Origin of the sequence: Citrobacter sp. 21OH12SH02A-Citro (genome assembly GCF_027919895.1) — a bacterium.
GTDB lineage: Bacteria > Pseudomonadota > Gammaproteobacteria > Enterobacterales > Enterobacteriaceae > Citrobacter > Citrobacter braakii.
On sequence record NZ_CP114801.1, the window covers coordinates 3,615,303 to 3,638,550 of the forward strand.

Sequence of the window (23,248 nt, forward strand, 5' to 3'; positions counted from 1 at the left end):
AAAACGCACTATAACGGTGCATAGTGCGTTACATTTTTGCACCAGATTGTTGATTGCCGGATGGCAGCGTAAACGCCTTATCCGGCCTACGAGACCGCGCTGGCCGCAGACCGGGTAAGCGCCGCGCCATCAGGCGATAACAGAATCGTCTTGCGTACTGGCGGCTAACTCTTCACCCGCCAGCTGCAGCTGATACATCTGCCAGTAACGGCCTTGCGCCGCCAGTAATTGCTGGTGCGTACCACGCTCAACCGCCTGACCGCGATGCAGCACCAGAATGGTGTCCGCATCGACAATCGTCGATAACCGATGCGCAATCACCACCAGCGTGGTGTGTTCACGTACCGCCGCCAGAGCTTGCTGAATGGCCTGTTCAGTACCGGAGTCAATACTGGCCGTGGCTTCGTCGAGGATCAACACCTGTGGCGTTTCAACCAACACCCGCGCCAACGCCAGCAGCTGTTTTTGACCAACGGAGAGATTATTGCCCTGCTCGCCCAGCCGGGTATGAATCCCCTCGCTCAGACCTCGCGCCAGTTCTGCCAGTTGCACGGTCTCCAGCGCCTGCCATACCCGCTCTTCTGAGATATCGCGGCCCAGCGTGACGTTCGCCAGGAAGGTATCTGCCATCACCACCGGATCCTGCTGCACCATGGCGATGCCCTGACGTAACGCACCGTGGCTTAGTGAAGATAGCGGCCGTCCATCAAGACGGATTTCCCCCTGCGTCAGCGGGTAGTAACCCATCAACAGGCTGGCGAGCGTGCTTTTACCACTGCCGGTGTGTCCGACCAAAGCCACAAAGCTGCGCGAAGGCACGGACAGACTGATATTTTGCAGCACCAGATTGTCGTCGCGATAGGCAAATGAAACGTTATCCACCTCAATGTCCCCGCTCTTTAGCGGTCGCTCATCTTCACCATAGCGCTGACGTGGCCCATCCATCAGTTCGAACACTCGCTCACCGGCGACAACCGCCTGCTGCAGCATTGATTGCTGAGTGGTCAACTCGATCAGCGGTTCGTTCAAACGGCCGAGGTAGCTGATAAACGCGTACAGCACGCCAACCTCGATCGAGCTGCCAGAGGTAAAACTGAACAGCATCAGCAATCCGCAGAGGATCAGCGCCGAGAAAAGGCTAAGCAGCGGGCGCAACAAAAAACCATCCAGTCGCAGGGTCTGCATACGCGCCATATAGTGCGAGCGGCTTGCTTCGCCCATTCTCTCGCCAAATCGCGCCTGCTGGCGGAACTGCTGGATAACACTCATGCCGTTGATGACTTCGTTAAAGCCATCGTTAATATCCGCCAGATAAGCGCGAACCCGGCGCACAATCGGGGTGCTGTAGCGTTGATAAATCACCATCACCACCAGCACGGCCGGAAAAATGGCCATCGCCACTAGCGCCATACGCCACTCAAGGCTGAACATCGCTACCAGCATGGCGCCAATTAATGCCGCGCTGCGCAGGACTGTTGCTACCACCGTCACGTACAGGTCGCGAATAACTTCAGTGTCATTGGTCACACGGGAGATTAGCTGCCCGACAGGTTGAGTATCAAAGGCGCTGAGCGGCTGGCGCAGCGCAGCGTCCATTACGTCGGTGCGCAACTGTTGTACTACGCCAACTGCCGCCTGGTTAAACAGCAATGACTGCGCGTAATGCAGACCAGCCGCCAGCAGTTGTAGACCGATATATGCCGCAACCAGCCCGGCGACCATCGCCAGCGGCAGATTATTCTTCGCCACCATGTTATCGATAAAATAGCTAATCAGCAGCGGACCGCTGACTTCCGCCGCAGCTGCCACCCACAGCATGACTACCGCAATAGCCAGCTGTTTTCGCCATGGAGAGCCATACGCCAGCAATCTTTTCAGGGTCGGCCATAATTGCCCAAAACTACGCATTAGCCGCCTCCTCGTTTATCTCTGGTGCATCAGTCAGCGCCGCTTCCAGTTGCTGATAGCGGTACATATCGCGATACCAGCCAGGCTGCTGCACTAACGCATCATGCTCGCCGCGCTGGGCAATATGCCCATGCTGCATCACGATAATCTCACTGGCTTCCGTCAGGGCCGATAAACGGTGGGCGCTAATAATGACGGTTCTGCCTTCGCCCCACTGGCGCAGGTTATGCAGGATCTGATGCTCGGTACGACCATCTACCGCCGACAGCGCATCATCCAGAATCAGGATTTCAGCGTTCAGGAGTAGCGCTCGAGCGATAGAAATACGCTGTTTTTGCCCACCAGACAGCATCACCCCACGTTCGCCCACTTCGGTGTCGTAGCCCTGCGGAAGACGTAAAATATCCTCATGAACGCTGGCAAGGCGTGCCACATACTCGATCTCTTCCTGCGTGGCCTGAGGGCGTCCTAACGCGATGTTATTGCCAACGGTATCCGAAAACAGGAATGGCGTCTGGCTGACAACTGCCAGCCGGCTGCGCCAGCTATCCAGTTGTAATCGCGTTAAGGGGATATCATGAAAGCGCACATCGCCGTGGGTGATATCAAAATGACGCTGAATCAGCGACAGCACCGTACTTTTCCCCGCGCCGGTAGGCCCACAAATACCCAACATCTGCCCAGGTTTAAGCTGGAAGTTCACATTTTCCAGCGCCGGATGCGCCGTTTGCGGGTAGCAAAATTCACGAATCGCCACCGCCAGCTCTCCACGCCCTTCCGGTACCGGTTCAGTGCCGTCATCCACCACCGGCGCTTCAGACAGCATGGCGCGAATACGGCTGTACGCCGCACTGCCACGTTCGACGATGTTAAACATCCATGCCAGCGCCAGCATCGGCCAAATCATCAAACCGAGATACATCATAAAGCTGGTGAGCTGGCCGAGCGTCAGCGAGCCGTGCACCACCATCCAGCTTCCCCCAGCAATCGCCAGTAGGTTAGCCATGCCAATGGCGATATAAATCGTGGGATCAAAGCGGGCGTCAATGCGCGCCACGCGCAGGTTTTTCTTACCGGTATCTTCGGCATCGGCGGCAAATAATGCCGATTGCCGATCCTCCAGACCGAAGGCCTTGATCATGCGAATACTGGTCAGGCTTTCCTGAGTACGGTCGTTGAGACTGGAAAACGCCGCCTGCGCCAGCTTAAAGCGGTTATGCAGTCGATCGCCGTAACGTTTGATCATCAACGCCATCACTGGCATCGGCAGCAGCGCAATTAACGTCAACTGCCAGCTTATCTGCGTTGACATCACGATCAGCACCGCACATCCCATTACCAGCGAATCTACCAGCGTCAGCACGCCTTCTCCGGCGGCAAATACGACGCGATCGACATCGTTGGTCGCACGCGCCATCAGATCGCCCGTGCGGTGACGCAGATAAAATTCTGGATGCTGGCGACTCAACTGACGGTAATAATCTTCCCGCAGCTCAACCGCTAGTTGGTAGGATGCGCCAAACAGCAGCACGCGCCAGACATAGCGCAGCAAATAAACCACCACTGCAATCAGGGCAATTGTTCCCACCCACATCAGCAGTCGCTCGGTGGTGAAGCGTTGAGTCGTCACGCCATCCACAATGATCCCGACCACTTTCGGCGGAATAAGCTGAAGGATAGCGATGATGATAAGCAGGGCCACCGCCCCGAGGTAGCGACGCCACTCCCGGCGGAAGTACCAGCTTAATTGAGCAAATAATCGCACGCGTTATGTCCTGACAAGATTTCCGGCAATAAGCGCCGGGAGAGTTATTCAATAGGGAGCGCAGTTGTGTATTTAATCTGTTCCATCGCAAAGCTGGAGGTGACGTCAGACAGGCCCGGTACGCTGTTCACCAGGCGCTTATAAAATTCATCGTAGCTTTTCATATCGGCGACCTGCACTCGCATCAGGTAATCATATTCCCCTGCCATACGCCAGAACCCCAGAACCTCCGGCATACCGGTGACTTCGGTGACAAAGCGGCAATACCATTCACTGCTGTGATGCTGAGTCTTAATCAGCACAAACGCGGTCAGCCCCAGCCCCAGTTTTTCTGGATCTAACAGGGCGACTCTACCCAGCAGGATACCGTCATCCTCAAGCCGTTTGAGGCGTTTCCAGCAGGGGGTGGTAGTCAGATTAACGGCATCTGCTAACGCCTGCAAAGAAAGGGTGCAGTCCTGTTGCAGTAAGCTAAGCAGCTTACGGTCAATTTTGTCTAACATATCCACTCCACAGAGAAGAATTTTCTCCTTACATTCTATTTTAAAGGCTAAATGGCAACAATTTTTTCCGTGCTTTTCGCTATTCTTGGCACAAAATGACAAATGGATATCTATTAATTATGAATAGCTCCTGGGTTAAAAACGCCATCAATGAAATCAACGCGGATTATCAGCGTTCTGCGGATACGCATCTCATTCGTCTGTCGCTACCGGCGTTCCCGGGCATTCAGATCTATTTAAAAGATGAGAGCACGCATCCCACCGGGAGCCTGAAGCATCGTCTGGCGCGTTCACTGTTTCTGTACGGATTGTGCAATGGCTGGATTAAAGAAGGTACCACCATCATTGAATCATCGTCCGGTTCAACGGCGGTCTCTGAGGCTTATTTCGCCCGACTGTTAGGGCTGCCGTTTATTGCCGTCATGCCTTCCTGTACGGCGAAGCGTAAAATTGAACAGATAGAGTTTTACGGTGGTCGCTGTCATTTCGTGGAAAGCGCCTGTGAAATCTATGCGGCCTCTGAACAGCTGGCGCGTGAGCTGAACGGTCATTACATGGACCAGTTCACTTATGCTGAGCGCGCTACCGACTGGCGTGGCAATAACAATATTGCTGACAGCATCTTCCGTCAGATGCAGTGCGAGCCCAACCCCGTCCCCCGCCATATTGTGATGAGCGCCGGAACCGGCGGCACCTCTGCAACCATTGGCCGCTATATTCGCTGTCAGGGCTACGACACCCGCCTGATGGTGGTGGATCCGGAAAACTCAGTCTTTCTGCCCTTCTGGCAGGATCGCGATGCAACGTTACGCAGCCCGGTAGGAAGCAAAATCGAAGGCATCGGCCGCCCACGTGTCGAACCCTCCTTCATTCCTGACGTAGTCGATGAAATGCTGCGCGTACCGGATGCCGCAAGCGTGGCCACCGCACACTGGCTGGAAACGCAGTTGGGCCGCAAAGTCGGCGCTTCAACCGGCACCAACATGTGGGGAACGCTGCAACTTGCCGCCCGTATGCGCGATGCCGGAGAAAGCGGTTCACTGGTCACGCTGCTGTGCGACAGCGGCGAACGCTATCTTGAAACCTACTACAACCCGCAGTGGATCGACACGCACATCGGTGATTTAACGCCGTGGAAAGCGGAACTCACCCGGCTTCTGAACACCCATTAATGGGATAAAAAAAAGCCAGACGCGAAGTCTGGCTTGCTGGAAGGGATCTCTCATTCGGGGGAATAAGGTAGATGCGGATTGTCCAGCCAATGCGTCAAAAAGTGTGACACCGCCTGATTGCGGCAATGCCCAATCACCGACAAATGCGGCAGTTCAGCAATCAGTTGTGGCATCGCGTTGCCCATAATCAGGCCGCGCCCAACGCTGCCTAACATTTCGCGATCGTTCATGGCATCGCCAAACGCCATACATTCGGCCATTGAATAACCTAAGTGGTCGCTTAGTACCGCCAGCGCCGACCCTTTGTTACAGCCCAGCGGCAGCACCTCAAGGCAATCAACCGCGGAAAAACAGAGATTTGCCTGCTCACCCAGCGCCTCATTCAGTTGAATGCGTAATTGGATCAGGGAGTCATGATCCCCACAGAAACAGACTTTCGTTACCTGATGAGCCGGGATACGTTTCACATCGACGATCTGGTAGCGAAATCCGCTATACACATGCGCCTGTAGCAGCGATGGGATCTCTTGTCCGGTGAACCAACCGTTGTCATTAAAGACATGCATGCTGGCTGTAGTATCCCACTTCTGATGTAACACGATATCCGCCACAGTCGGATCCAGATCCTGACGGTGCAATACATCGCCCTCAACAGAGTGAATGCGCGTGCCGTTACCCGTGATCAAAAAGGCGTCCAGTGAGATAGAACCCAAAATATGGCGCATCTCCAGCACATGGCGGCCGGTGGCAAATGTCAGGGTAATATCGCGTTCACGCAGGCGCGCCAGCGTTGAAAGCGTTTCGTCACCTAAATGGTGATTCGGCATCAAAAGGGTGCCATCCATATCAAATGCAGCCAGACGAGCCATTTCTTTCTCCACACTGTGACGCGGTTAACTTGTGATTCAGTATTACCTGAGATATACGGAAGTAATAGTGAATAGATAAAATGAATTGTTCCGGGTTTATTACACAAAATCATTCAAGTTGCATCCAGGCGGCAAGTGAATGAACGTCCAGGAGCATGCAGTGACTGGGGTGAATTAACGCCGCCAACAAAGAGGCAGCTTGAAGGATGACGTGTATATGAGATTGTTGAATCGCCTGAATCAGTACCAACGCCTGTGGCAGCCTTCGGCGGGAGAACCGCAGTCGGTGACCGTCGGGGAGCTGGCAGAACGCTGTTTTTGCAGCGAGCGCCACGTGCGTACCCTGCTGAAGCAAGCGCAGGATGCTGGCTGGCTGGAGTGGCATGCCCAGTCGGGGCGTGGGAAACGCGGGCAACTGCGCTTTTTGGTGACGCCAGATTCGCTACGCAGCATTATGATGGAGCAAGCGCTGCAAAAGGGGGAGCAACTTAGCGTACTGGAGCTGGCTCAGCTGGCGCCGGGAGAATTAAGAACGCTGCTCCAGCCGTTTATGGGCGGGCAGTGGCAAAACGACACGCCAACCCTGCGCATCCCCTATTACCGCCAGCTCGACCCTTTGCACCCTGGATTTCTCCCTGGTCGCGCAGAACAACACCTCGCCGGACAAATATTCTCGGGCCTGACCCGGTTCGACAGTGTTACGCAACGCCCCTGCGGAGATTTAGCCCACCACTGGAATATCTCCGCCGACGGCCAGCGCTGGGATTTCTATATTCGCTCCACCCTGTACTGGCATAACGGCGATGCGGTCAGCAGCACACAGCTACATCAACAGTTGCTGAAGCTATTAGAGCTACCCGCGTTAAACAAGCTGTTTATCAGCGTAAAGCGCATTGAGGTGACGCATCCCCAGTGCCTAACCTTTATTTTGCATCGCCCAGACTTCTGGCTGGCGCATCGTCTGGCAAGCTACAGCAGTCACCTGGCACATCCCGAACTCCCGTTTGTTGGTACCGGTCCGTTCCGGTTGACGCTGTTTACCCCAGACCTGGTGCGCATCGAGAGTCACGATCACTACCACCTGAGTCACCCGCTACTAAAAGCCATTGAATACTGGATAACCCCGCAGCTTTTCTCCCAGGATTTGGGCACCAGCTGTCGCCATCCGGTTCAAATTGCAATTGGTAAACCCGAAGAGCTTCCCATGCTAAGCCAGGTAAGCAGCGGGATCAGCCTCGGTTTCTGCTATCTCACGCTCAGAAAAAGCGCGCGGCTGAATACGCAGCAGGCCCGTCGCCTGGTCAATATTATCCACCGCTCTTCCCTGCTACAAACGCTTGACGTGGATGAAAACCTGATCACGCCAAGCAATGCGCTGCTGCCGGGATGGATGATCCCCCAATGGGATGAACTGGACGACGTGCCGCTACCGGAAAAACTTACGCTGGCCTATCACCTGCCGGTAGAATTGCACGCCATGGCTGAACAGCTTCGCCAGGCGCTGGCGCTACTCGGCTGTGAATTAACGCTTATTTTTCATAATGCTAAAAACTGGGATGGCGACCATCCTTTAGCCCAGGCCGACCTGATGATGGGCGACAGGCTGATTGGCGAAGCGCCTGAATATACCCTCGAACAGTGGCTGCGTTGCGATCAGCTCTGGTCACATGTATTGAGCTCGCCGGCATATACTCATCTGCAAACCACCCTGGATGCCCTGCAAATCCAGGCCGATGAGGACGATCGTCATGCGGCTTTACAACACGTTTTCGCCTCGCTGATGCATGACGCGACCCTGACACCGCTGTTCAATTATCACTATCGTATTAGCGCTCCGCCGGGCGTGAACGGCGTACGCCTGAATCCTCGCGGCTGGTTTGAATTTACCGAAGCCTGGCTACCGCCCCCGTCGGCGTGAAGAAGCTGGTCGGCGACACGCCCAGGCGCTACCATAAGGGTTTCGTTATTTGTCAGGAAAAACCATGAAACGTGCCGTTGTTGTATTCAGTGGGGGTCAGGACTCCACAACCTGTCTGGCGCAAGCGCTGCATCAGTATGATGAAGTGCACTGCGTGACCTTTGATTATGGTCAGCGCCATCGCGCTGAGATTGATGTCGCACGTGACCTGGCCTTAAAACTTGGCGCGCGTGCGCACAAGGTACTTGATGTAACGCTGCTCAGCGAACTGGCCGTCAGCAGCCTGACCCGCGATAACATTCCGGTACCCGATTACGAACCGGATGCGAACGGCATTCCTAATACCTTTGTGCCAGGACGCAATATTCTGTTTTTAACGCTGGCGGCGATTTACGCGTATCAGGTGCAGGCGGAGGCGGTCATTACCGGCGTTTGTGAAACGGATTTCTCTGGATATCCGGACTGCCGCGATGAGTTCGTCAAAGCCCTGAACCATGCCGTAAGCCTGGGAATGGCGAAAGATATCCGCTTTGAAACCCCGCTGATGTGGATCGATAAAGCCGAAACCTGGGCACTGGCCGATTACTGGGGCAAGCTGGACCTGGTACGCGAAGAAACGCTGACCTGCTATAACGGCATCAAAGGTGACGGTTGCGGTCACTGCGCGGCCTGTAATCTGCGCGCCAACGGCCTGAACCATTATCTGGCAGATAAACCGGCAGTGATGGCGGCAATGAAGCAGAAAACAGGACTAAAGTGATCGTTTTGCCGGATGGCGGTGCACGCACCTTATCCGGCTTTCGACGTTCACCGTGGTCAATATCGCCCGTAAGCCTGATAAGCAAAGCGCCGTCAGGCTTCCTTCCATCACTTCACCATCTGCTCCAGTTTTTCGCGCAACTCCCCTTCCAGCGGTAGCGCCTTTTGCGTTTTCAAATCAATACAGACGAAGGTAATCAACGCGTCTGCCACCACCTGTCCTTCCGGCTCCAGGGTGATAGTCTGGTTCAACACACCGCTTTTGCCATTTAACTGTTGCACCTGACTGGTAATGGTCAGCAGGTCGCTCAGCACCGCAGGGCGGCGGTAGTTAATGTTAATATTCACGACCACAAAAGCGATGTTGTGTGCGGTCATCCACTGAAAGCTGTCGCTGTTTTCCAGGCCATCCCAGCGGGCTTCTTCCAGAAACTCAAGATAGCGAGCATTGTTAACGTGCTGATAGACATCAAGATGAAAACCACGAACTTTGATTTGTGTTTGCATAGCGCAGGAGCCTTACGTTGTTTTTATAGGAACACACTTTAGGGTAAGAGGTCATAACTGGTATGACCTCTACAGTCTGGCAAACTTTCAGAACTCTGCAAGTTATTAAAGTGTTAAAACTGCCAGATTGCGCTCTACCAGCGAACTCCCCATGCCCGGCACCTGCTTTAAGTCCTCCACCGTTTTAAACGGCCCGTACTCCTCACGATAGCTGACAATCGCCTGTGCTTTCTTCAGACCTACGCCATTCATGACTCGCGCTAAATCCTCCGCAGAAGCGCTGTTGATGCTTACCCTGGTGCCTTCATCATCGTTCGCTTTAGCCGGTTGCGTGGCTTTGCTTTGTGCTACCCCCGTAGCATCCGCTTTGACTTGAGTCGCCTGGCTTTTGGCGACTGGCTCTGCAGCCAGTGCGCTTTGAGCCATACCGGCGCAGGTCAATGAAAGGGTAATAAGCAGGGCTTTGATTCCATGTTTCATACTGTTTTCTCCTTGTTTGTTAACAGTGGAATCACGATAGCGAGGTGCAGAACGGCAGACAAACGGCAAATATCAGAAATGGAAAAGGCCGCGAAAGCGGCCTTTGGTTGATACAACTTTTTGCAATTTTTTGCGAGTAGCCTCGGTTATTGCTGCTGTTCCAGCGCGTCACCGACTTTAATTTTTGCGGCTTTACGCAGGTTGCTCATCAGCGCTTCAAAGACAATCTGCGCATTGTTCTGGGTAATCCCCTGAACCATCGCTTTCTTCTGCTCTTCAGGCATAGAACCGGCTTTCACCTCGTCCAGCGCCAGCAGTACAACGTTACCCTGCATGTCGTTCGCCACGCCGTAGCTCGGTTTGTCTTTCGCCGGCAGGCTCAGGCCAAAGGCCGCCTGACTCAGCGGATCCTGACCCGTACGGCTCAGCGTTTTCGCCTCGCCAAAGCTCAGACCCGCCGCTTTCATGGCTTCATCGCCTTTACCAGCTTTCAGATCCGCCAGCAGTTTATCGGCATCAAGCTTCGCCTGCTGCTCTGCTTTATTGTGCTTAACAAGCGCAGTTACCTGATCTTTCACTTCAGCCAGTGGTTTAACGGCTTCAGCTTTGTGCTCTGCAATACGCAGTACAAACGCGCGATCGCCATCCACGGTGATGATGTCGGAGTTACTGCCAGGCGTACCGTTCTCACCAACCAAACCACCATTGAAAATGATGTCAGCGACCGGTTTGAAGTTCAGCTCTTCCGGCAGGCTGTCACGGCTAAACCAGCCCGTTTCAACCGCTTTCATACCCGCCGCCTGCTCCGCGCCCGCCAGGGATTCGTTATCGTTGCTGGCGGCATCGCTCACTTTCTGCTGCAGCGCATAGTAGGCATCCAGCGCTTTTTCCTGCTTCACTTTCACCGCAATGTCGTCACGGGCTTCGCTCAGCGGTTTAACCTGCGCAGGCTGTACGTCGTCAAGACGCGCAACGAGGAAACCAACGGAAGACTTAATCACACCTGACAGCTGGCCTTTCTCTTTCAGACCGGCATTCTTCAGCTCATCCGGGGTGGTGGAATCTTCCAGCCATCCCATATCGCCGCCTTTACGGGCAGAGATGATGTCAGCAGATTTTTCTTTTGCCAGCGCAGCGAAATCACCGCCTTTGTTCAGCTCGTCCAGTACCGCTTTGGCTTCATCTTCCGTTTTGGTCTGAATGATGCTGTAGCGGTTACGCTGCGGCTGAGTGAACTGATCCTGATGCTGGTCATAATAAGCCTGAATATCAGCATCGCTGGCCGTCTCCTGCATAGCAGCAGCATCCAGCTTGATGTAGCTCACGCGGAACTGTTCCGGCGTCATAAAGTTGTTTTTATTCTGCTCGTAGTAGCTGGCAACTTCCTGCTCGGTAACAGACTGCTTCGCGGCCAGTGCGTTAACGTCAATTGTCGCCTCGCGAACGATACGCTGCTGTGCGACCAGCGCCGCCAGCTCGTCCGTTTCGCCTTTCAGCATGAAGTCCGTACCGGCAACACCGTTAATCAGTTGCTGGGTAGTAAGCTGATTACGTAATGCCTGAGCGTACTGGTCTGCGGTCATTCCCATCTGATTAACAATCGCGTTGTAGCGATTGTTATCAAATTTACCGTCCACCTGGAACGCAGGCGTGGCGAAAATAGCCTGTTTAACCTGATCGTCGCTGATGTTGAGATTAAGCTCGCGGGAGTACTGATCCAGCAGCGCTTCGTCAATAAGACGATTCAGCACCTGCTGACGCAGCGTTTTCATGTAGCCTTCGTTCGCAGCCAGCTCGGAGTATTGATCGCCCAGCTGTTGCTGCATGCGGTTACGTTCGCTGTTGAACGCATTCTCGAACTGCCCGCGGCTAATCTCCTGGCCATTCACTTTGGCGGCGAAGTTATTGCCCCCGCCAATCAGGTAACCACTCACGCCGGTCAAAATGAACGACACGATAATGATACCGAAAATAATCTTGAGCACGAGACTGTTAGCAGCCGTGCGTAAGCTGTCCATCATGGTGTAACCACACTCCGCTGTAGATGACTATACGCGTTATCTCTCAAGCCGCCTGCGCGTTGTCACAACAGCGGCGGCAAGGATTTTGGTATATATGCTTCACGCAGCATAGCGTTTCCTGAACGCTGCGTACAAAGGCCTATTGTGACAAGAAACAGGGGCAATTGTCAGCCCACAACGCGTAGAAAGTACCGGAATTACAAATAAAAAAGGCACATCAGTCGATGCGCCCTTGTACTTCGTCACATCCCCAAAGGGGAAATCACTTAGTTTACCGCGTCTTTCAGTGCTTTACCTGCACGGAAGCCCGGTACTTTAGCCGCGGCGATGGTGATCTCTTTACCTGTTTGCGGGTTGCGACCAGTACGGGCAGCACGCTCTTTAACGGCAAAAGTACCAAAACCTACCAGCGCTACGTCATCACCTTCTTTCAGAGATTCAGTAACAGAAGCAATAATTGCATCTAACGCACGTCCAGCCGCAGCTTTAGAGATATCAGCCCCTGCAGCAATTTTGTCGATCAGTTGAGATTTATTCACTCTTCTCTTCCTCTTTATAATTTATATCGCACCTGAATCCTTCAAAGTGCGAACGCGCAGCAGTTATATCAGGCCTGCCATGCCCTTACAACACCCGTTAATGATGGCAAGCCCAATCCGTCATCTAAATTAGCTATACAAAAAAAGGCTGGCAAGTCCGAAATGGCCTGCCAGCCCTGTTTTTATTAGTGCTCTTTGCGCGAGGTCACTATTTTGCGGTCACAACCTGCATTCCGGAGGGCTCATTTTGCAACGCGAGCGTCAGAACCTCCTCAATGCGTTTCACCGGATGGATGTCCAGATCGGCAATTACGTTGTCCGGAATCTCTTCCAGGTCGCGTTTGTTTTCGTCTGGAATTAAGACCGTTTTAATACCACCACGGTGTGCTGCCAGCAGTTTTTCTTTCAAACCACCAATAGGCAGAACCTGGCCACGCAGGGTGATCTCGCCGGTCATCGCCACGTCGGCGCGAACCGGGTTACCGGTCAGACAAGAAACCAGCGCGGTACACATGGCAATACCCGCACTTGGACCGTCTTTCGGCGTCGCCCCTTCAGGTACGTGAACGTGGATGTCGCGTTTTTCGTAAAAGTCCGGATTAATACCCAGTTTTTCCGCACGCGCGCGCACCACGGTCAGCGCAGCCTGAATGGATTCCTGCATGACCTCACCCAGAGAACCGGTGTAGGTCAGCTTACCTTTACCCGGTACGCAAGCGGTTTCGATGGTCAGCAGATCGCCGCCCACTTCCGTCCATGCCAGACCGGTTACCTGACCTACGCGGTTTTCGTTGTCCGCGCGGCCATAGTCAAAGCGCTGTACGCCCAGGTAGTCGTGCAGGTTGTCGCCATTGATCTCAATATGTTTCAGCGACTTGTCGAGCAGCAACTGTTTCACCGCTTTACGGCACAGTTTGGAAATTTCACGCTCCAGACTACGCACGCCAGCTTCACGGGTGTAATAACGAATAATGCCCACAATGGCGCTATCGTCGACCGTCAGCTCGCCTTTTTTCAGCGCGTTACGCTCAATCTGTTTCGGCAACAGGTGACGTTTAGCAATGTTCAGCTTCTCGTCTTCGGTATACCCGGACAGACGGATCACTTCCATACGATCCAGCAACGGTGCAGGAATATTCATGGAGTTAGAGGTCGCAACGAACATCACGTCGCTGAGATCGTAGTCCACTTCCAGGTAGTGATCGCTGAACGCCACGTTCTGCTCTGGATCCAGCACCTCAAGCAGTGCGGAAGCCGGATCGCCACGCATGTCGGAAGACATTTTGTCGATCTCATCAAGCAGGAACAGCGGGTTTTTAACGCCCACTTTAGCCATTTTCTGGATCAGTTTACCCGGCATCGAACCAATATAGGTCCGGCGGTGACCGCGAATTTCAGCTTCATCACGCACGCCGCCCAGCGCCATACGGATGTATTTACGTCCGGTTGCTTTAGCGATGGACTGTCCCAGAGAAGTTTTACCTACCCCCGGCGGCCCAACCAGGCACAGGATCGGCCCCTTGATTTTATTCACACGGCTTTGAACCGCGAGATACTCAAGAATACGGTCTTTGACACGTTCCAGACCGTAATGGTCAGTATCGAGGATTTCCTGAGCCTGACGCAGATCTTTTTTGACCTTGCTACGCGCATTCCACGGAACCTGAACCATCCAGTCGATGTAGCCACGGACTACGGTCGCTTCCGCTGACATCGGAGACATCATTTTCAGCTTCTGCAGTTCTGCTTCCGCTTTCTCTTTTGCCTCTTTCGGCATTTTCGCCGCGTCGATTTTACGCTTCAACGCTTCGTTTTCGTCCGGCGCATCGTCCATCTCGCCGAGCTCTTTCTGAATGGCTTTCATCTGCTCGTTCAGATAGTACTCACGCTGGGATTTTTCCATCTGCTTTTTCACGCGGTTGCGAATGCGTTTCTCAACCTGCAGCAGATCGATTTCAGACTCCATCATCGCCATCAGATATTCCAGACGTTCGTTAACGTCTGACATCTCCAGTACGGACTGCTTGTCAGCAAGCTTCAGCGGCATGTGCGCAGCGATGGTGTCCGCCAGACGTGCAGGATCGTCAATGCTGTTCAGCGACGTCAGCACTTCGGGCGGGATTTTCTTGTTCAGCTTGATATAGCCTTCGAACTGGCTGATAGCGGTACGCACCAGCACTTCCTGTTCGCGCTCATCAATAGCAGGCGAGTCAAGGTACTCCGCTTTCGCAGAGAAGTGCTCGCCGTTGTCAGACAGCGCTGAAATACGCGCGCGCTGTAACCCCTCGACCAGCACTTTTACGGTGCCGTCAGGCAGTTTCAGCATCTGCAAAATAGAGGCCACGGTCCCGACGGTGAAAAGATCGTTTACACCCGGCTCATCCGTTGACGCTTCTTTCTGGGCAACCAGCATGATTTTTTTATCATGGTCCATAGCCGCTTCCAGACAACGGATAGATTTTTCCCGCCCTACAAATAAGGGTATGACCATGTGCGGATAAACCACCACATCGCGCAACGGCAATACGGGGATTTCAATGCGTTCAGAACGCTCAGGATTCATAGAGCTCTCTCTTAGTTTAGTTTCCGCCAGGTAATCAGGTGGTACGACTGTGCTCCACACCACCTTTAACATGTATGTCAGTATATGGGGATGTTTCCCACACATTCAACGCCATGTTTACGGAAAAATAAAAGGGGAGATAAAATCCCCCCTTATTAATTAAATGTCTGTATGAATTGATGAATTATTCGCCAGATGCCTGCTGCGCTTCCGGCTTACCGTAAATCAGCAATGGCTTGCTCTGGCCGCCAATCACCGACTCATCGATCACCACTTTTTCGACGTCTTCCATAGAAGGCAGATCGTACATGGTGTCAAGCAGTGCGGCTTCGACGATAGAACGCAGACCACGAGCACCGGTTTTACGTGCCATCGCTTTTTTGGCGATCGCATCCAGCGCTTCCTCACGGAATTCCAGATCAACACCTTCAAGATTGAACAGCGCCTGGTACTGCTTGGTCAGGGCATTTTTCGGCTCTTTCAGGATCTGGATCAGCGCTTCTTCACTCAGTTCGCTCAGCGTCGCTACAACCGGCAGACGCCCGATGAATTCAGGGATCAGACCAAATTTGATCAGATCTTCCGGCTCCACCTGCGACAGCAGTTCACCTTCACTGGCTTTATCAGACTGCGCTTTTACCGTTGCGCCAAAACCAATGCCGGAGCCCGTTTCAACACGGTTAGCAATGACTTTATCCAGACCGGCAAAGGCACCGCCACAGATAAACAGGATCTTGGAGGTATCAACCTGCAGGAATTCCTGCTGAGGATGTTTACGCCCCCCCTGCGGTGGAACGGCAGCAACCGTACCTTCGATCAGTTTCAACAGCGCCTGCTGTACGCCTTCGCCGGAAACGTCACGGGTAATGGACGGGTTGTCAGACTTACGAGAAATCTTGTCGATTTCATCGATATAGACGATCCCGCGCTGTGCTTTCTGCACGTCGTAATCGCACTTCTGCAGCAGTTTCTGAATAATATTTTCAACATCTTCACCCACATAACCAGCTTCGGTCAGCGTGGTGGCATCGGCCATAGTGAACGGAACGTCCAGCAGGCGTGCCAGCGTTTCAGCCAGCAGCGTTTTACCGGAACCCGTCGGGCCAATCAGCAGGATGTTACTTTTGCCCAACTCGACGCCATTGCTGGTGTCGCCGTTGCGCAGACGTTTGTAATGGTTGTATACCGCGACCGCCAGCACTTTCTTCGCCTGCTCCTGACCGATAACGTAATCGTCCAGGTGGTTGCGAATTTCATGTGGCGTCGGCAGCGCACTGCGTTCACGGTGCGGTGCTACTTCCTTAATCTCTTCGCGAATGATGTCGTTACATAAATCAACACATTCGTCGCAGATATACACGGATGGTCCGGCAATCAGCTTACGCACTTCATGCTGGCTTTTGCCGCAAAAAGAGCAGTACAACAATTTGCCCGAGCCATCTTTGCGTTTATCTGTCATGGGTCAAAACCTCTTCTTTGTTCTTTGTGCCGCACACGACGACGCAAATGCCATTCTCAGGCGCAAGACGCTAGTCAGCGTTGTGCCGCTCCAGGTAATTATAGCGGTACACCTGCGCGCTGGGCATTAATTACGATGGGTCAAAATCGAGTCGACCAGACCGTACTCTACCGCTTCAGAAGCGGAGAGGAAGCGATCGCGCTCGGTATCACGTTCAATCTGCTCAAGAGATTGACCCGTATGATGCGCCATAAGTTCGTTCATGCGCCCTTTTACCTTCAGGATTTCACGGGCATGAATTTCAATATCCGTTGCCTGGCCCTGGTAACCGCCCAGAGGCTGGTGGATCATGACGCGAGAGTTAGGCAGGCAAAAACGTTTACCTTTCGCCCCGGCAGTCAGCAGGAACGCGCCCATTGAGGCCGCCTGGCCCATACAAATGGTGCTGACGTCCGGCTTAATAAACTGCATGGTGTCATAGATAGACATCCCGGCAGTGATCACTCCACCAGGGGAGTTGATGTACAGGTAGATATCTTTTTCTGGGTTTTCTGCTTCCAGGAACAGCATCTGCGCCACGATCAGGTTAGCCATATGGTCTTCGACCTGGCCGGTCAGAAAAATGACGCGTTCCTTAAGTAGACGAGAATAGATATCAAAAGAGCGCTCACCACGTGAGGTCTGTTCAATGACCATCGGCACCAGCGCCATATGGGGTGCAAAGTTATCTCGTTCGCCGCTGTATGACATTTCCGTCTCCTGGATAAAATTTGAAAAAACCTGCTGTGCTGATTGTAACCTTATGGACGGATTATCAGCTAGTCCCTCTGTAATGGGTACGACATCGCCATAATTCAAGCATAACAATCTTTTGTTGTAACGCTAACACTGAAACGCTGTTTTCGCACTCTTCCCATGCAAAATCCGTGACAAAAAAAAACCCGCCACCAAAAGGTGACGGGCTTGTGTACGAAATTCGTGCTAAATAAGCGACGAATTACGCCTGCTGGTTCATCAGCTCGTTGAAGGAAGTGGCTTTTTCAGTCACTTTCGCTTTCGCCAGAACGGCTTCAACAGCCTGCTCTTCCAGAGCGACGTTACGCATGTTGTCCATCAGCTCTTTATTTTTGCTGTAGAACTCAACAACTTCTTTCGGATCTTCGTAAGCAGAAGCCATCTCTTCGATCAGGCCTTTAACGCGATCTTCGTCAGCTTTCAGCTCGTTGGTACGAATCACTTCGCCCAGCAGCAGACCTACAACTACGCGACGCTTAGCCTGTTCTTCGAACAGTTCACGCGGCAGTTCCAGAGCTTGTTTTTCGTTGCCGCCAAAACGCTGTGCAGCCTGACGACGCAGAACGTCGATTTCGCTGTCGATCAGAGCAGCCGGAACGTCGATGTCGTTAGCTTTTACCAGACCTTCGATCGCCTGAGATTTAACGCGGTTACGCACAGCGCCTTTCAGCTCGCGTTCCATGTTTTTACGTACTTCAGCGCGCAGACCCGCTACGGAACCATCTTCAACGCCGAAACGTTTGATGAATTCTTCAGTCAGTTCCGGCAGTTCGCGCTCTTCAACTTTCTTCAGGTTGATAACGAACTTAGCGGCTTTACCTTTCAGGTTTTCAGCGTGGTACTCTTCCGGGAAGGTCACATCGATAGTGAACTCTTCGCCAGCTTTATGGCCTTTAACGCCTTCTTCAAAGCCTGGGATCATACGACCCTGGCCCATCGCCAGTACGAAGTCAGACGCTTTGCCGCCTTCGAACTCTTCGCCGTCTACAGAGCCGGTGAAGTCGATGGTTACACGGTCTTCTGCATCAGCAGCGCCGTCTTTGTCTTTCCAGGTAGCCTGCTGCTTACGCAGGGTGTCCAGCATCACGTCAACGTCAGCGTCGGTGACTTCAACAACCGGTTTTTCAACTTCGATTGCTTCCAGGCCAGTCAGCTCAACTTCCGGGTAAACTTCGAACTCTACCGCGTAAGTAAAATCTTCACCCAGTTTGTATTCGCCCGGAACGTAGTTCGGTGCGCCAGCCGGATTGATTTTTTCTTTGATGATCGCGTCAACGAAGTTGCGGCTCATCAGGTCGCCCAGAACGTCCTGGCGAACAGACGCGCCATAACGCTGAGCAACAACATTCATCGGTACTTTTCCTTTGCGGAAACCGTCAATACGCACTTTCTTCGCTACGTTGACCAGCTCGCTTTTCACAGCGGTCTCGATGCTGTCAGCAGCGATAGTAATCGTTACACGGCGGCCAAGGCCTTGAGTGGTTTCAACTGAAACTTGCATCTTGTTACCTCAAAAAATCACAGTGCTCGGTCAACTCTTCTCCGCAAGCACAGGTTGTTGGCTTCGCGGAACTGGGATGTTCTCATAAGCAATCACATTCCCTGTCGTCAGAATCATCCCGAAGACATTCCGAAAAATAAGACGCGCATTATAGCGGCATCACTTTTATGAGTCGAGAACGGTTATCGCGCGTTGCTGCGGCTTTTTTCACAATTCCCGGCTAATTTTTGTCTGAATACTGTACGACTGCCCCAGAATTCAGACAAAACAAAACGGCCCGCAGGCCGTTTTCACATAATCTGTAGCAACATACTGGAAAAGCGTCGGTTGTTGCAAATCCGTTTTTACGCGATGCTTCCCGCCCCACGACACGGAGGCGATGCAAAAATCGTATCCTGCAACGCTTCCCACTCCTTAATGGTGTAGGTATGCAGGGCAAGTGCATGAACGGTTGTGGAAAGCTCCACCGTTAAGGTGCTGTAAATCATCCGATGACGATTCAGAAAACGCTCACCTGTAAAGCGATCGCTAACCAGTACAACCTTAAAGTGGCTTTCAGAACCTGCCGGGACATTGTGACGATAGCTTTCATCCACAACTTCGAGGAACACGGGTTGGAACGCTGCCCTTAATTTTTCTTCTATTTGCTCACGAATCATCATGAAGTTTTTCCTCCGACAACGCTGAGATGTCACCCATCCCTTTAAATACTAGCCGCTTTTACCGCTTTCATTACACCTTAGCAACAAAAAATTAGCGTTTGTCTGATTTTCTCAGCCAAATGGATGAAGTTCACTAAATCCTCACTTCGATTTATTGCAAAAAGTCCGTTTATGGTCTCCACAAAGACATAAAACTGACAACACAATGAATTTACATGCGTTACCCACTTCCCCTCATCGTTGGCGATGTTATGATGGCGGGAATTTTCTCCAACCATACAATTTAGATTCGCTGAGAGCCCTGGCATGTTTAAAAAAATCCTCGTCCCGTTTGTCGCGCTGTTTATGTTAGCTGGATGCGCAACGCCGCCGACCACTATTGAAGTTTCCCCGAAAATTACCCTGCCACAGCAGGACCCGAGCCTGATGGGTGTGACCGTTAGCATCAACGGTGCCGACCAGCGTCAGGATCAGGCGCTGGCTAAAGTTACCCGTGACAACCAGCTTGTTACCCTGACCGCGTCCCGCGATCTGCGCTTCCTGCTGCAAGAAGTACTGGAAAAACAGATGACCGCACGCGGTTATATGATTGGGCCAAACGGTGCTGTTAACCTGCAAATCATTGTTAGCCAGCTGTATGCAGACGTGTCCCAGGGTAGCGTGCGCTATAACATCGCCACCAAGGCAGACATCGCCATCATTGCGACCGCTGCTAACGGCAACAAGATGACCAAAAACTACCGCGCAAGCTATTCTGTTGAAGGCGCACTGCAGGCCTCTAACAAAAATATCGCTGACGCCGTTAACAGCGTGCTGACCGATACCATCGCTGATATGTCTCAGGACACCAGCGTTCACGATTTCATCAAGCAGAACGCTCGTTAATTTCTGCCCATATGGCCCGGCGTTCGTCGGGCCTATAGAAGCCCATGTCCAGTCATTACTTACGTATTTTTCAGCAACCACGTTCAGCTATCCTGCTCATACTGGGATTCGCCTCCGGTTTACCACTCGCACTGACCTCGGGTACGCTTCAGGCATGGATGACAGTCGAGAATATCGATCTTAAAACCATCGGTTTCTTTTCTCTGGTCGGCCAGGCCTACGTGTTTAAGTTCCTCTGGTCTCCGCTAATGGACCGCTACACGCCGCCGTTTTTAGGTCGACGCCGTGGTTGGTTGCTGGCAACTCAGGTGTTGTTACTGATTTCTATTGCCGCGATGGGCTTTCTGGAGCCTGGCACGCAGCTACGCTGGATGGCCGCGCTTGCGGTGGTGATCGCATTTTGCTCGGCATCGCAGGATATCGTCTTTGACGCATGGAAAACCGACGTGCTACCCGCCGAAGAACGCGGTACCGGCGCGGCTATCAGCGTGCTGGGCTATCGTTTAGGGATGCTGGTTTCCGGTGGGCTGGCTCTGTGGATGGCCGACCGCTGGCTGGGCTGGCAAGGAATGTACTGGCTGATGGCGGCGCTGCTGATACCTTGCATCATCGCTACCCTGCTAGCGCCCGAACCGACTGATGCCATTCCGGTGCCCAAAACGCTGGAGCAAGCGGTTGTGGCCCCGCTGCGCGACTTCTTTGGTCGTAACAACGCCTGGCTAATTCTGCTGCTTATCGTTCTGTATAAGCTCGGGGATGCCTTTGCCATGAGCCTGACTACAACCTTTTTAATCCGCGGCGTCGGATTTGATGCGGGTGAAGTTGGCGTGGTGAATAAAACGCTCGGACTGCTGGCAACCATCGTTGGCGCGCTGTACGGCGGGATCCTGATGCAACGCCTTTCGCTGTTTCGCGCATTGCTGATTTTCGGCATCCTGCAGGGGGCGTCGAATGCGGGCTACTGGTTATTGTCCATCACTGACAAACACATGTTCAGTATGGCCGCCGCCGTCTTCTTTGAAAACCTGTGTGGTGGCATGGGTACGGCAGCGTTTGTCGCCTTATTAATGACGCTGTGCAATAAGTCCTTCTCAGCGACCCAGTTCGCTCTGCTCTCCGCGCTTTCAGCCGTTGGTCGCGTTTACGTTGGCCCGGTAGCAGGTTGGTTTGTTGAAGCGCACGGGTGGCCAACGTTTTATTTGTTCTCTGTGTTTGCCGCTATCCCCGGCCTCATACTGCTGCTGGTTTGTCGTCAGACTCTGGAACATAGCTGGCAAAATGAGAGCTTCATTCCGCGCACGGAATTTCGTGGCGCGTACAGCCTGGCATTAATGACGTTGGTTGCGGGCTGCGGGCTGCTGGTGGTTTGGCTGCTGCTGTTAACTATGAACGCGCTGGATTACACCAACTTCTCCTTCCTGCCGGAACTGCTGGAAATCTCGGTGGTGGTCGCGGTCTGCGGGGTCGTTTTTGGTGGATTGCTGGATTATCTGGCACTGCGCAAAACCCGCCTGGCGTAAAAATCCACATTAATATCGCCGTTGTAATCACCCTGCGTAATTATAACGGCTAAATAAACAACAATTACTAAAAATATTATTTGTTATTTTGTGCGCCAAAGAATTTGGAAATTATTGACGCCTTTTATATATACTATTTCCCTTACTCGATTCAGCCACTACAGATTTATTTTTTGTTCTTCAATTGTCTTTTTATTGATAATCAATTGTTAAACAATTGTTTTATTTTCGTATTGGTTATACCAATTGCCCTCAGCACGTCTCCCGCTTGCCCGCTTTCGTTATAACGTGATGTTGCAACAGGTTCTTAAAGTCAAAACGACATATATTGCAACATATGTGACATGCCCGGCAGAACCCAGTAACACAGATCCAAGGATGTTTACAGTAATGTAACCTTCCCGTAAAATGCCCTCACACTTTAAACGCCACCCGGTCCCGTGGAATTGAGGTCGTTAAATGAGACTCAGGAAATACAATAAAAGTTTGGGATGGTTGTCATTAATTGCAGGCACTGCATTACTCAGTGGCTGTAATTCTGCGCTGCTTGACCCTAAAGGACAGATTGGACTGGAACAACGTTCTCTGATACTGACGGCATTTGGCCTGATGTTGATTGTCGTTATTCCTGCCATCTTGATGGCTGTTGGTTTCGCCTGGAAGTATCGTGCAAGCAATAAAGATGCGAAGTACAGCCCGAACTGGTCACACTCCAATAAAGTGGAAGCTGTGGTCTGGACGGTGCCGATCTTAATCATCATTTTCCTTGCCGTACTGACCTGGAAAACCACTCACGCTCTTGAGCCAAGCAAACCGCTGGCGCATGACGAGAAGCCCATTACCATTGAAGTGGTTTCCATGGACTGGAAATGGTTCTTCATCTATCCGGAACAAGGTATCGCTACCGTGAATGAAATCGCCTTCCCGGCGAATACTCCGGTTGAGTTCAAAGTGACGTCCAACTCCGTGATGAACTCCTTCTTTATCCCGCGTCTGGGTAGCCAGATTTATGCCATGGCCGGTATGCAGACTCGACTGCATCTGATCGCCAACGAAGTCGGTACTTATGATGGTATCTCCGCAAGCTATAGCGGACCAGGCTTCTCTGGTATGAAGTTCAAGGCTATCGCAACAAAGGACCGCGCCGAATTCGACCAATGGGTTGCTAAAGCTAAACAGTCCACGAACACCATGAGCGACATGGCTGCGTTCGAAAAAGTGGCTGTGCCAAGCGAATACAACCAGGTGGAATACTTCTCCAACGTGAAACCAGATTTGTTTAAAGACGTTATTAACAAATTTATGGCTCACGGTAAGAGCATGGACATGACCCAACCCGAAGGTGAGCACAGCGCACACGAAGGAATGGAAGGCATGGACATGAGCCACGCGGAATCCGCTCACTAAGGGGCCGAGGAAGAA

Annotated in this window: 19 protein-coding genes; 6 read left to right on the forward strand and 13 right to left on the reverse strand. The window is 52.5% G+C overall.

Translation table 11 applies throughout. The features are described from left to right. Positions 1-129 precede the first annotated feature (129 nt). The 3 genes from O6D90_RS17705 to decR are packed head-to-tail and all read right to left on the reverse strand — an operon-like array spanning position 130 to position 4,176. Positions 130-1,908 carry a SmdB family multidrug efflux ABC transporter permease/ATP-binding protein gene (locus O6D90_RS17705; protein ID WP_016152061.1) on the reverse strand — a complete coding sequence of 593 codons (1,779 nt, stop codon included), beginning with the start codon at positions 1,906-1,908 and terminating at the stop codon, positions 130-132. Next, complete coding sequence (locus tag O6D90_RS17710) at positions 1,901-3,673, reverse strand: SmdA family multidrug ABC transporter permease/ATP-binding protein (RefSeq protein WP_016155869.1); 1,773 nt, start codon at positions 3,671-3,673, stop codon at positions 1,901-1,903. Before O6D90_RS17710 ends, O6D90_RS17705 begins: the two co-directional genes overlap by 8 nt. Before the next feature lie 44 nt (positions 3,674-3,717). Next, positions 3,718-4,176 carry a DNA-binding transcriptional regulator DecR gene (gene decR / locus O6D90_RS17715; protein WP_016152059.1) on the reverse strand — a complete coding sequence of 153 codons (459 nt, stop codon included), beginning with the start codon at positions 4,174-4,176 and terminating at the stop codon, positions 3,718-3,720. 116 nt (positions 4,177-4,292) lie between these two features. Here decR and O6D90_RS17720 point away from each other — a divergent pair, with 116 nt between their 5' ends. Further along, positions 4,293-5,348, forward strand: coding sequence for a PLP-dependent cysteine synthase family protein (locus O6D90_RS17720; RefSeq protein WP_094168793.1), 1,056 nt, complete (start codon positions 4,293-4,295; stop codon positions 5,346-5,348). Between the two features lie 50 nt (positions 5,349-5,398). Here the strand turns inward: O6D90_RS17720 and cof are convergent, their stop codons facing one another. Beyond that, the gene (gene cof, locus O6D90_RS17725) at positions 5,399-6,217 is read right to left on the reverse strand and encodes an HMP-PP phosphatase (RefSeq protein WP_016155867.1); all 819 of its coding nucleotides are present in this window, start codon (positions 6,215-6,217) and stop codon (positions 5,399-5,401) included. A 217-nt stretch (positions 6,218-6,434) separates the two neighbouring features. Here cof and O6D90_RS17730 point away from each other — a divergent pair, with 217 nt between their 5' ends. Both O6D90_RS17730 and queC read left to right on the forward strand, forming a co-directional pair. Beyond that, a complete protein-coding gene (locus O6D90_RS17730) occupies positions 6,435-8,135 on the forward strand; it encodes an SgrR family transcriptional regulator (RefSeq protein WP_016155866.1) in 1,701 nt (566 codons plus the stop codon). A gap of 64 nt (positions 8,136-8,199) precedes the next feature. Next, entirely contained in the window at positions 8,200-8,895 is a 696-nt protein-coding gene (gene queC, locus O6D90_RS17735; RefSeq protein WP_003021638.1) for a 7-cyano-7-deazaguanine synthase QueC, read from the forward strand. Between the two features lie 107 nt (positions 8,896-9,002). On the opposite strand, the gene fadM is transcribed toward queC, so the two are convergent. The 9 genes from fadM to bolA form a co-directional block, all read right to left on the reverse strand. Further along, a complete protein-coding gene (fadM, locus tag O6D90_RS17740; protein WP_016152055.1) occupies positions 9,003-9,401 on the reverse strand; it encodes a long-chain acyl-CoA thioesterase FadM in 399 nt (132 codons plus the stop codon). 105 nt (positions 9,402-9,506) lie between these two features. Next, complete coding sequence (locus O6D90_RS17745) at positions 9,507-9,881, reverse strand: helix-hairpin-helix domain-containing protein (RefSeq protein WP_016155865.1); 375 nt, start codon at positions 9,879-9,881, stop codon at positions 9,507-9,509. A gap of 146 nt (positions 9,882-10,027) precedes the next feature. Further along, positions 10,028-11,902 carry a peptidylprolyl isomerase gene (gene ppiD / locus O6D90_RS17750; protein WP_016155864.1) on the reverse strand — a complete coding sequence of 625 codons (1,875 nt, stop codon included), beginning with the start codon at positions 11,900-11,902 and terminating at the stop codon, positions 10,028-10,030. 266 nt (positions 11,903-12,168) lie between these two features. After that, a complete protein-coding gene (gene hupB / locus O6D90_RS17755) occupies positions 12,169-12,441 on the reverse strand; it encodes a nucleoid-associated protein HU-beta (protein ID WP_003021629.1) in 273 nt (90 codons plus the stop codon). A 208-nt stretch (positions 12,442-12,649) separates the two neighbouring features. After that, positions 12,650-15,004, reverse strand: a complete 2,355-nt coding sequence (gene lon, locus O6D90_RS17760) for an endopeptidase La (protein WP_016152052.1) — start codon at positions 15,002-15,004, stop codon at positions 12,650-12,652. A 184-nt stretch (positions 15,005-15,188) separates the two neighbouring features. Then, entirely contained in the window at positions 15,189-16,463 is a 1,275-nt protein-coding gene (clpX, locus tag O6D90_RS17765) for an ATP-dependent protease ATP-binding subunit ClpX (protein ID WP_003831013.1), read from the reverse strand. Between the two features lie 126 nt (positions 16,464-16,589). Further along, positions 16,590-17,213, reverse strand: a complete 624-nt coding sequence (clpP, locus tag O6D90_RS17770; protein WP_003021624.1) for an ATP-dependent Clp endopeptidase proteolytic subunit ClpP — start codon at positions 17,211-17,213, stop codon at positions 16,590-16,592. Between the two features lie 247 nt (positions 17,214-17,460). Next, entirely contained in the window at positions 17,461-18,759 is a 1,299-nt protein-coding gene (gene tig / locus O6D90_RS17775) for a trigger factor (protein ID WP_003021622.1), read from the reverse strand. Positions 18,760-19,103: 344 nt separating this feature from the next. After that, the gene (gene bolA / locus O6D90_RS17780) at positions 19,104-19,421 is read right to left on the reverse strand and encodes a transcriptional regulator BolA (RefSeq protein ID WP_016152051.1); all 318 of its coding nucleotides are present in this window, start codon (positions 19,419-19,421) and stop codon (positions 19,104-19,106) included. A gap of 306 nt (positions 19,422-19,727) precedes the next feature. Between bolA and O6D90_RS17785 the strand changes: the two genes are divergently transcribed. From O6D90_RS17785 to cyoA, 3 genes are all read left to right on the forward strand, one after another. After that, the gene (locus O6D90_RS17785; protein ID WP_016152050.1) at positions 19,728-20,306 is read left to right on the forward strand and encodes a lipoprotein; all 579 of its coding nucleotides are present in this window, start codon (positions 19,728-19,730) and stop codon (positions 20,304-20,306) included. Between the two features lie 44 nt (positions 20,307-20,350). Continuing rightward, a complete protein-coding gene (ampG, locus tag O6D90_RS17790; RefSeq protein ID WP_016155863.1) occupies positions 20,351-21,826 on the forward strand; it encodes a muropeptide MFS transporter AmpG in 1,476 nt (491 codons plus the stop codon). A gap of 459 nt (positions 21,827-22,285) precedes the next feature. Continuing rightward, positions 22,286-23,233, forward strand: a complete 948-nt coding sequence (cyoA, locus tag O6D90_RS17795; RefSeq protein WP_003847580.1) for a cytochrome o ubiquinol oxidase subunit II — start codon at positions 22,286-22,288, stop codon at positions 23,231-23,233. Positions 23,234-23,248 lie beyond the last annotated feature (15 nt).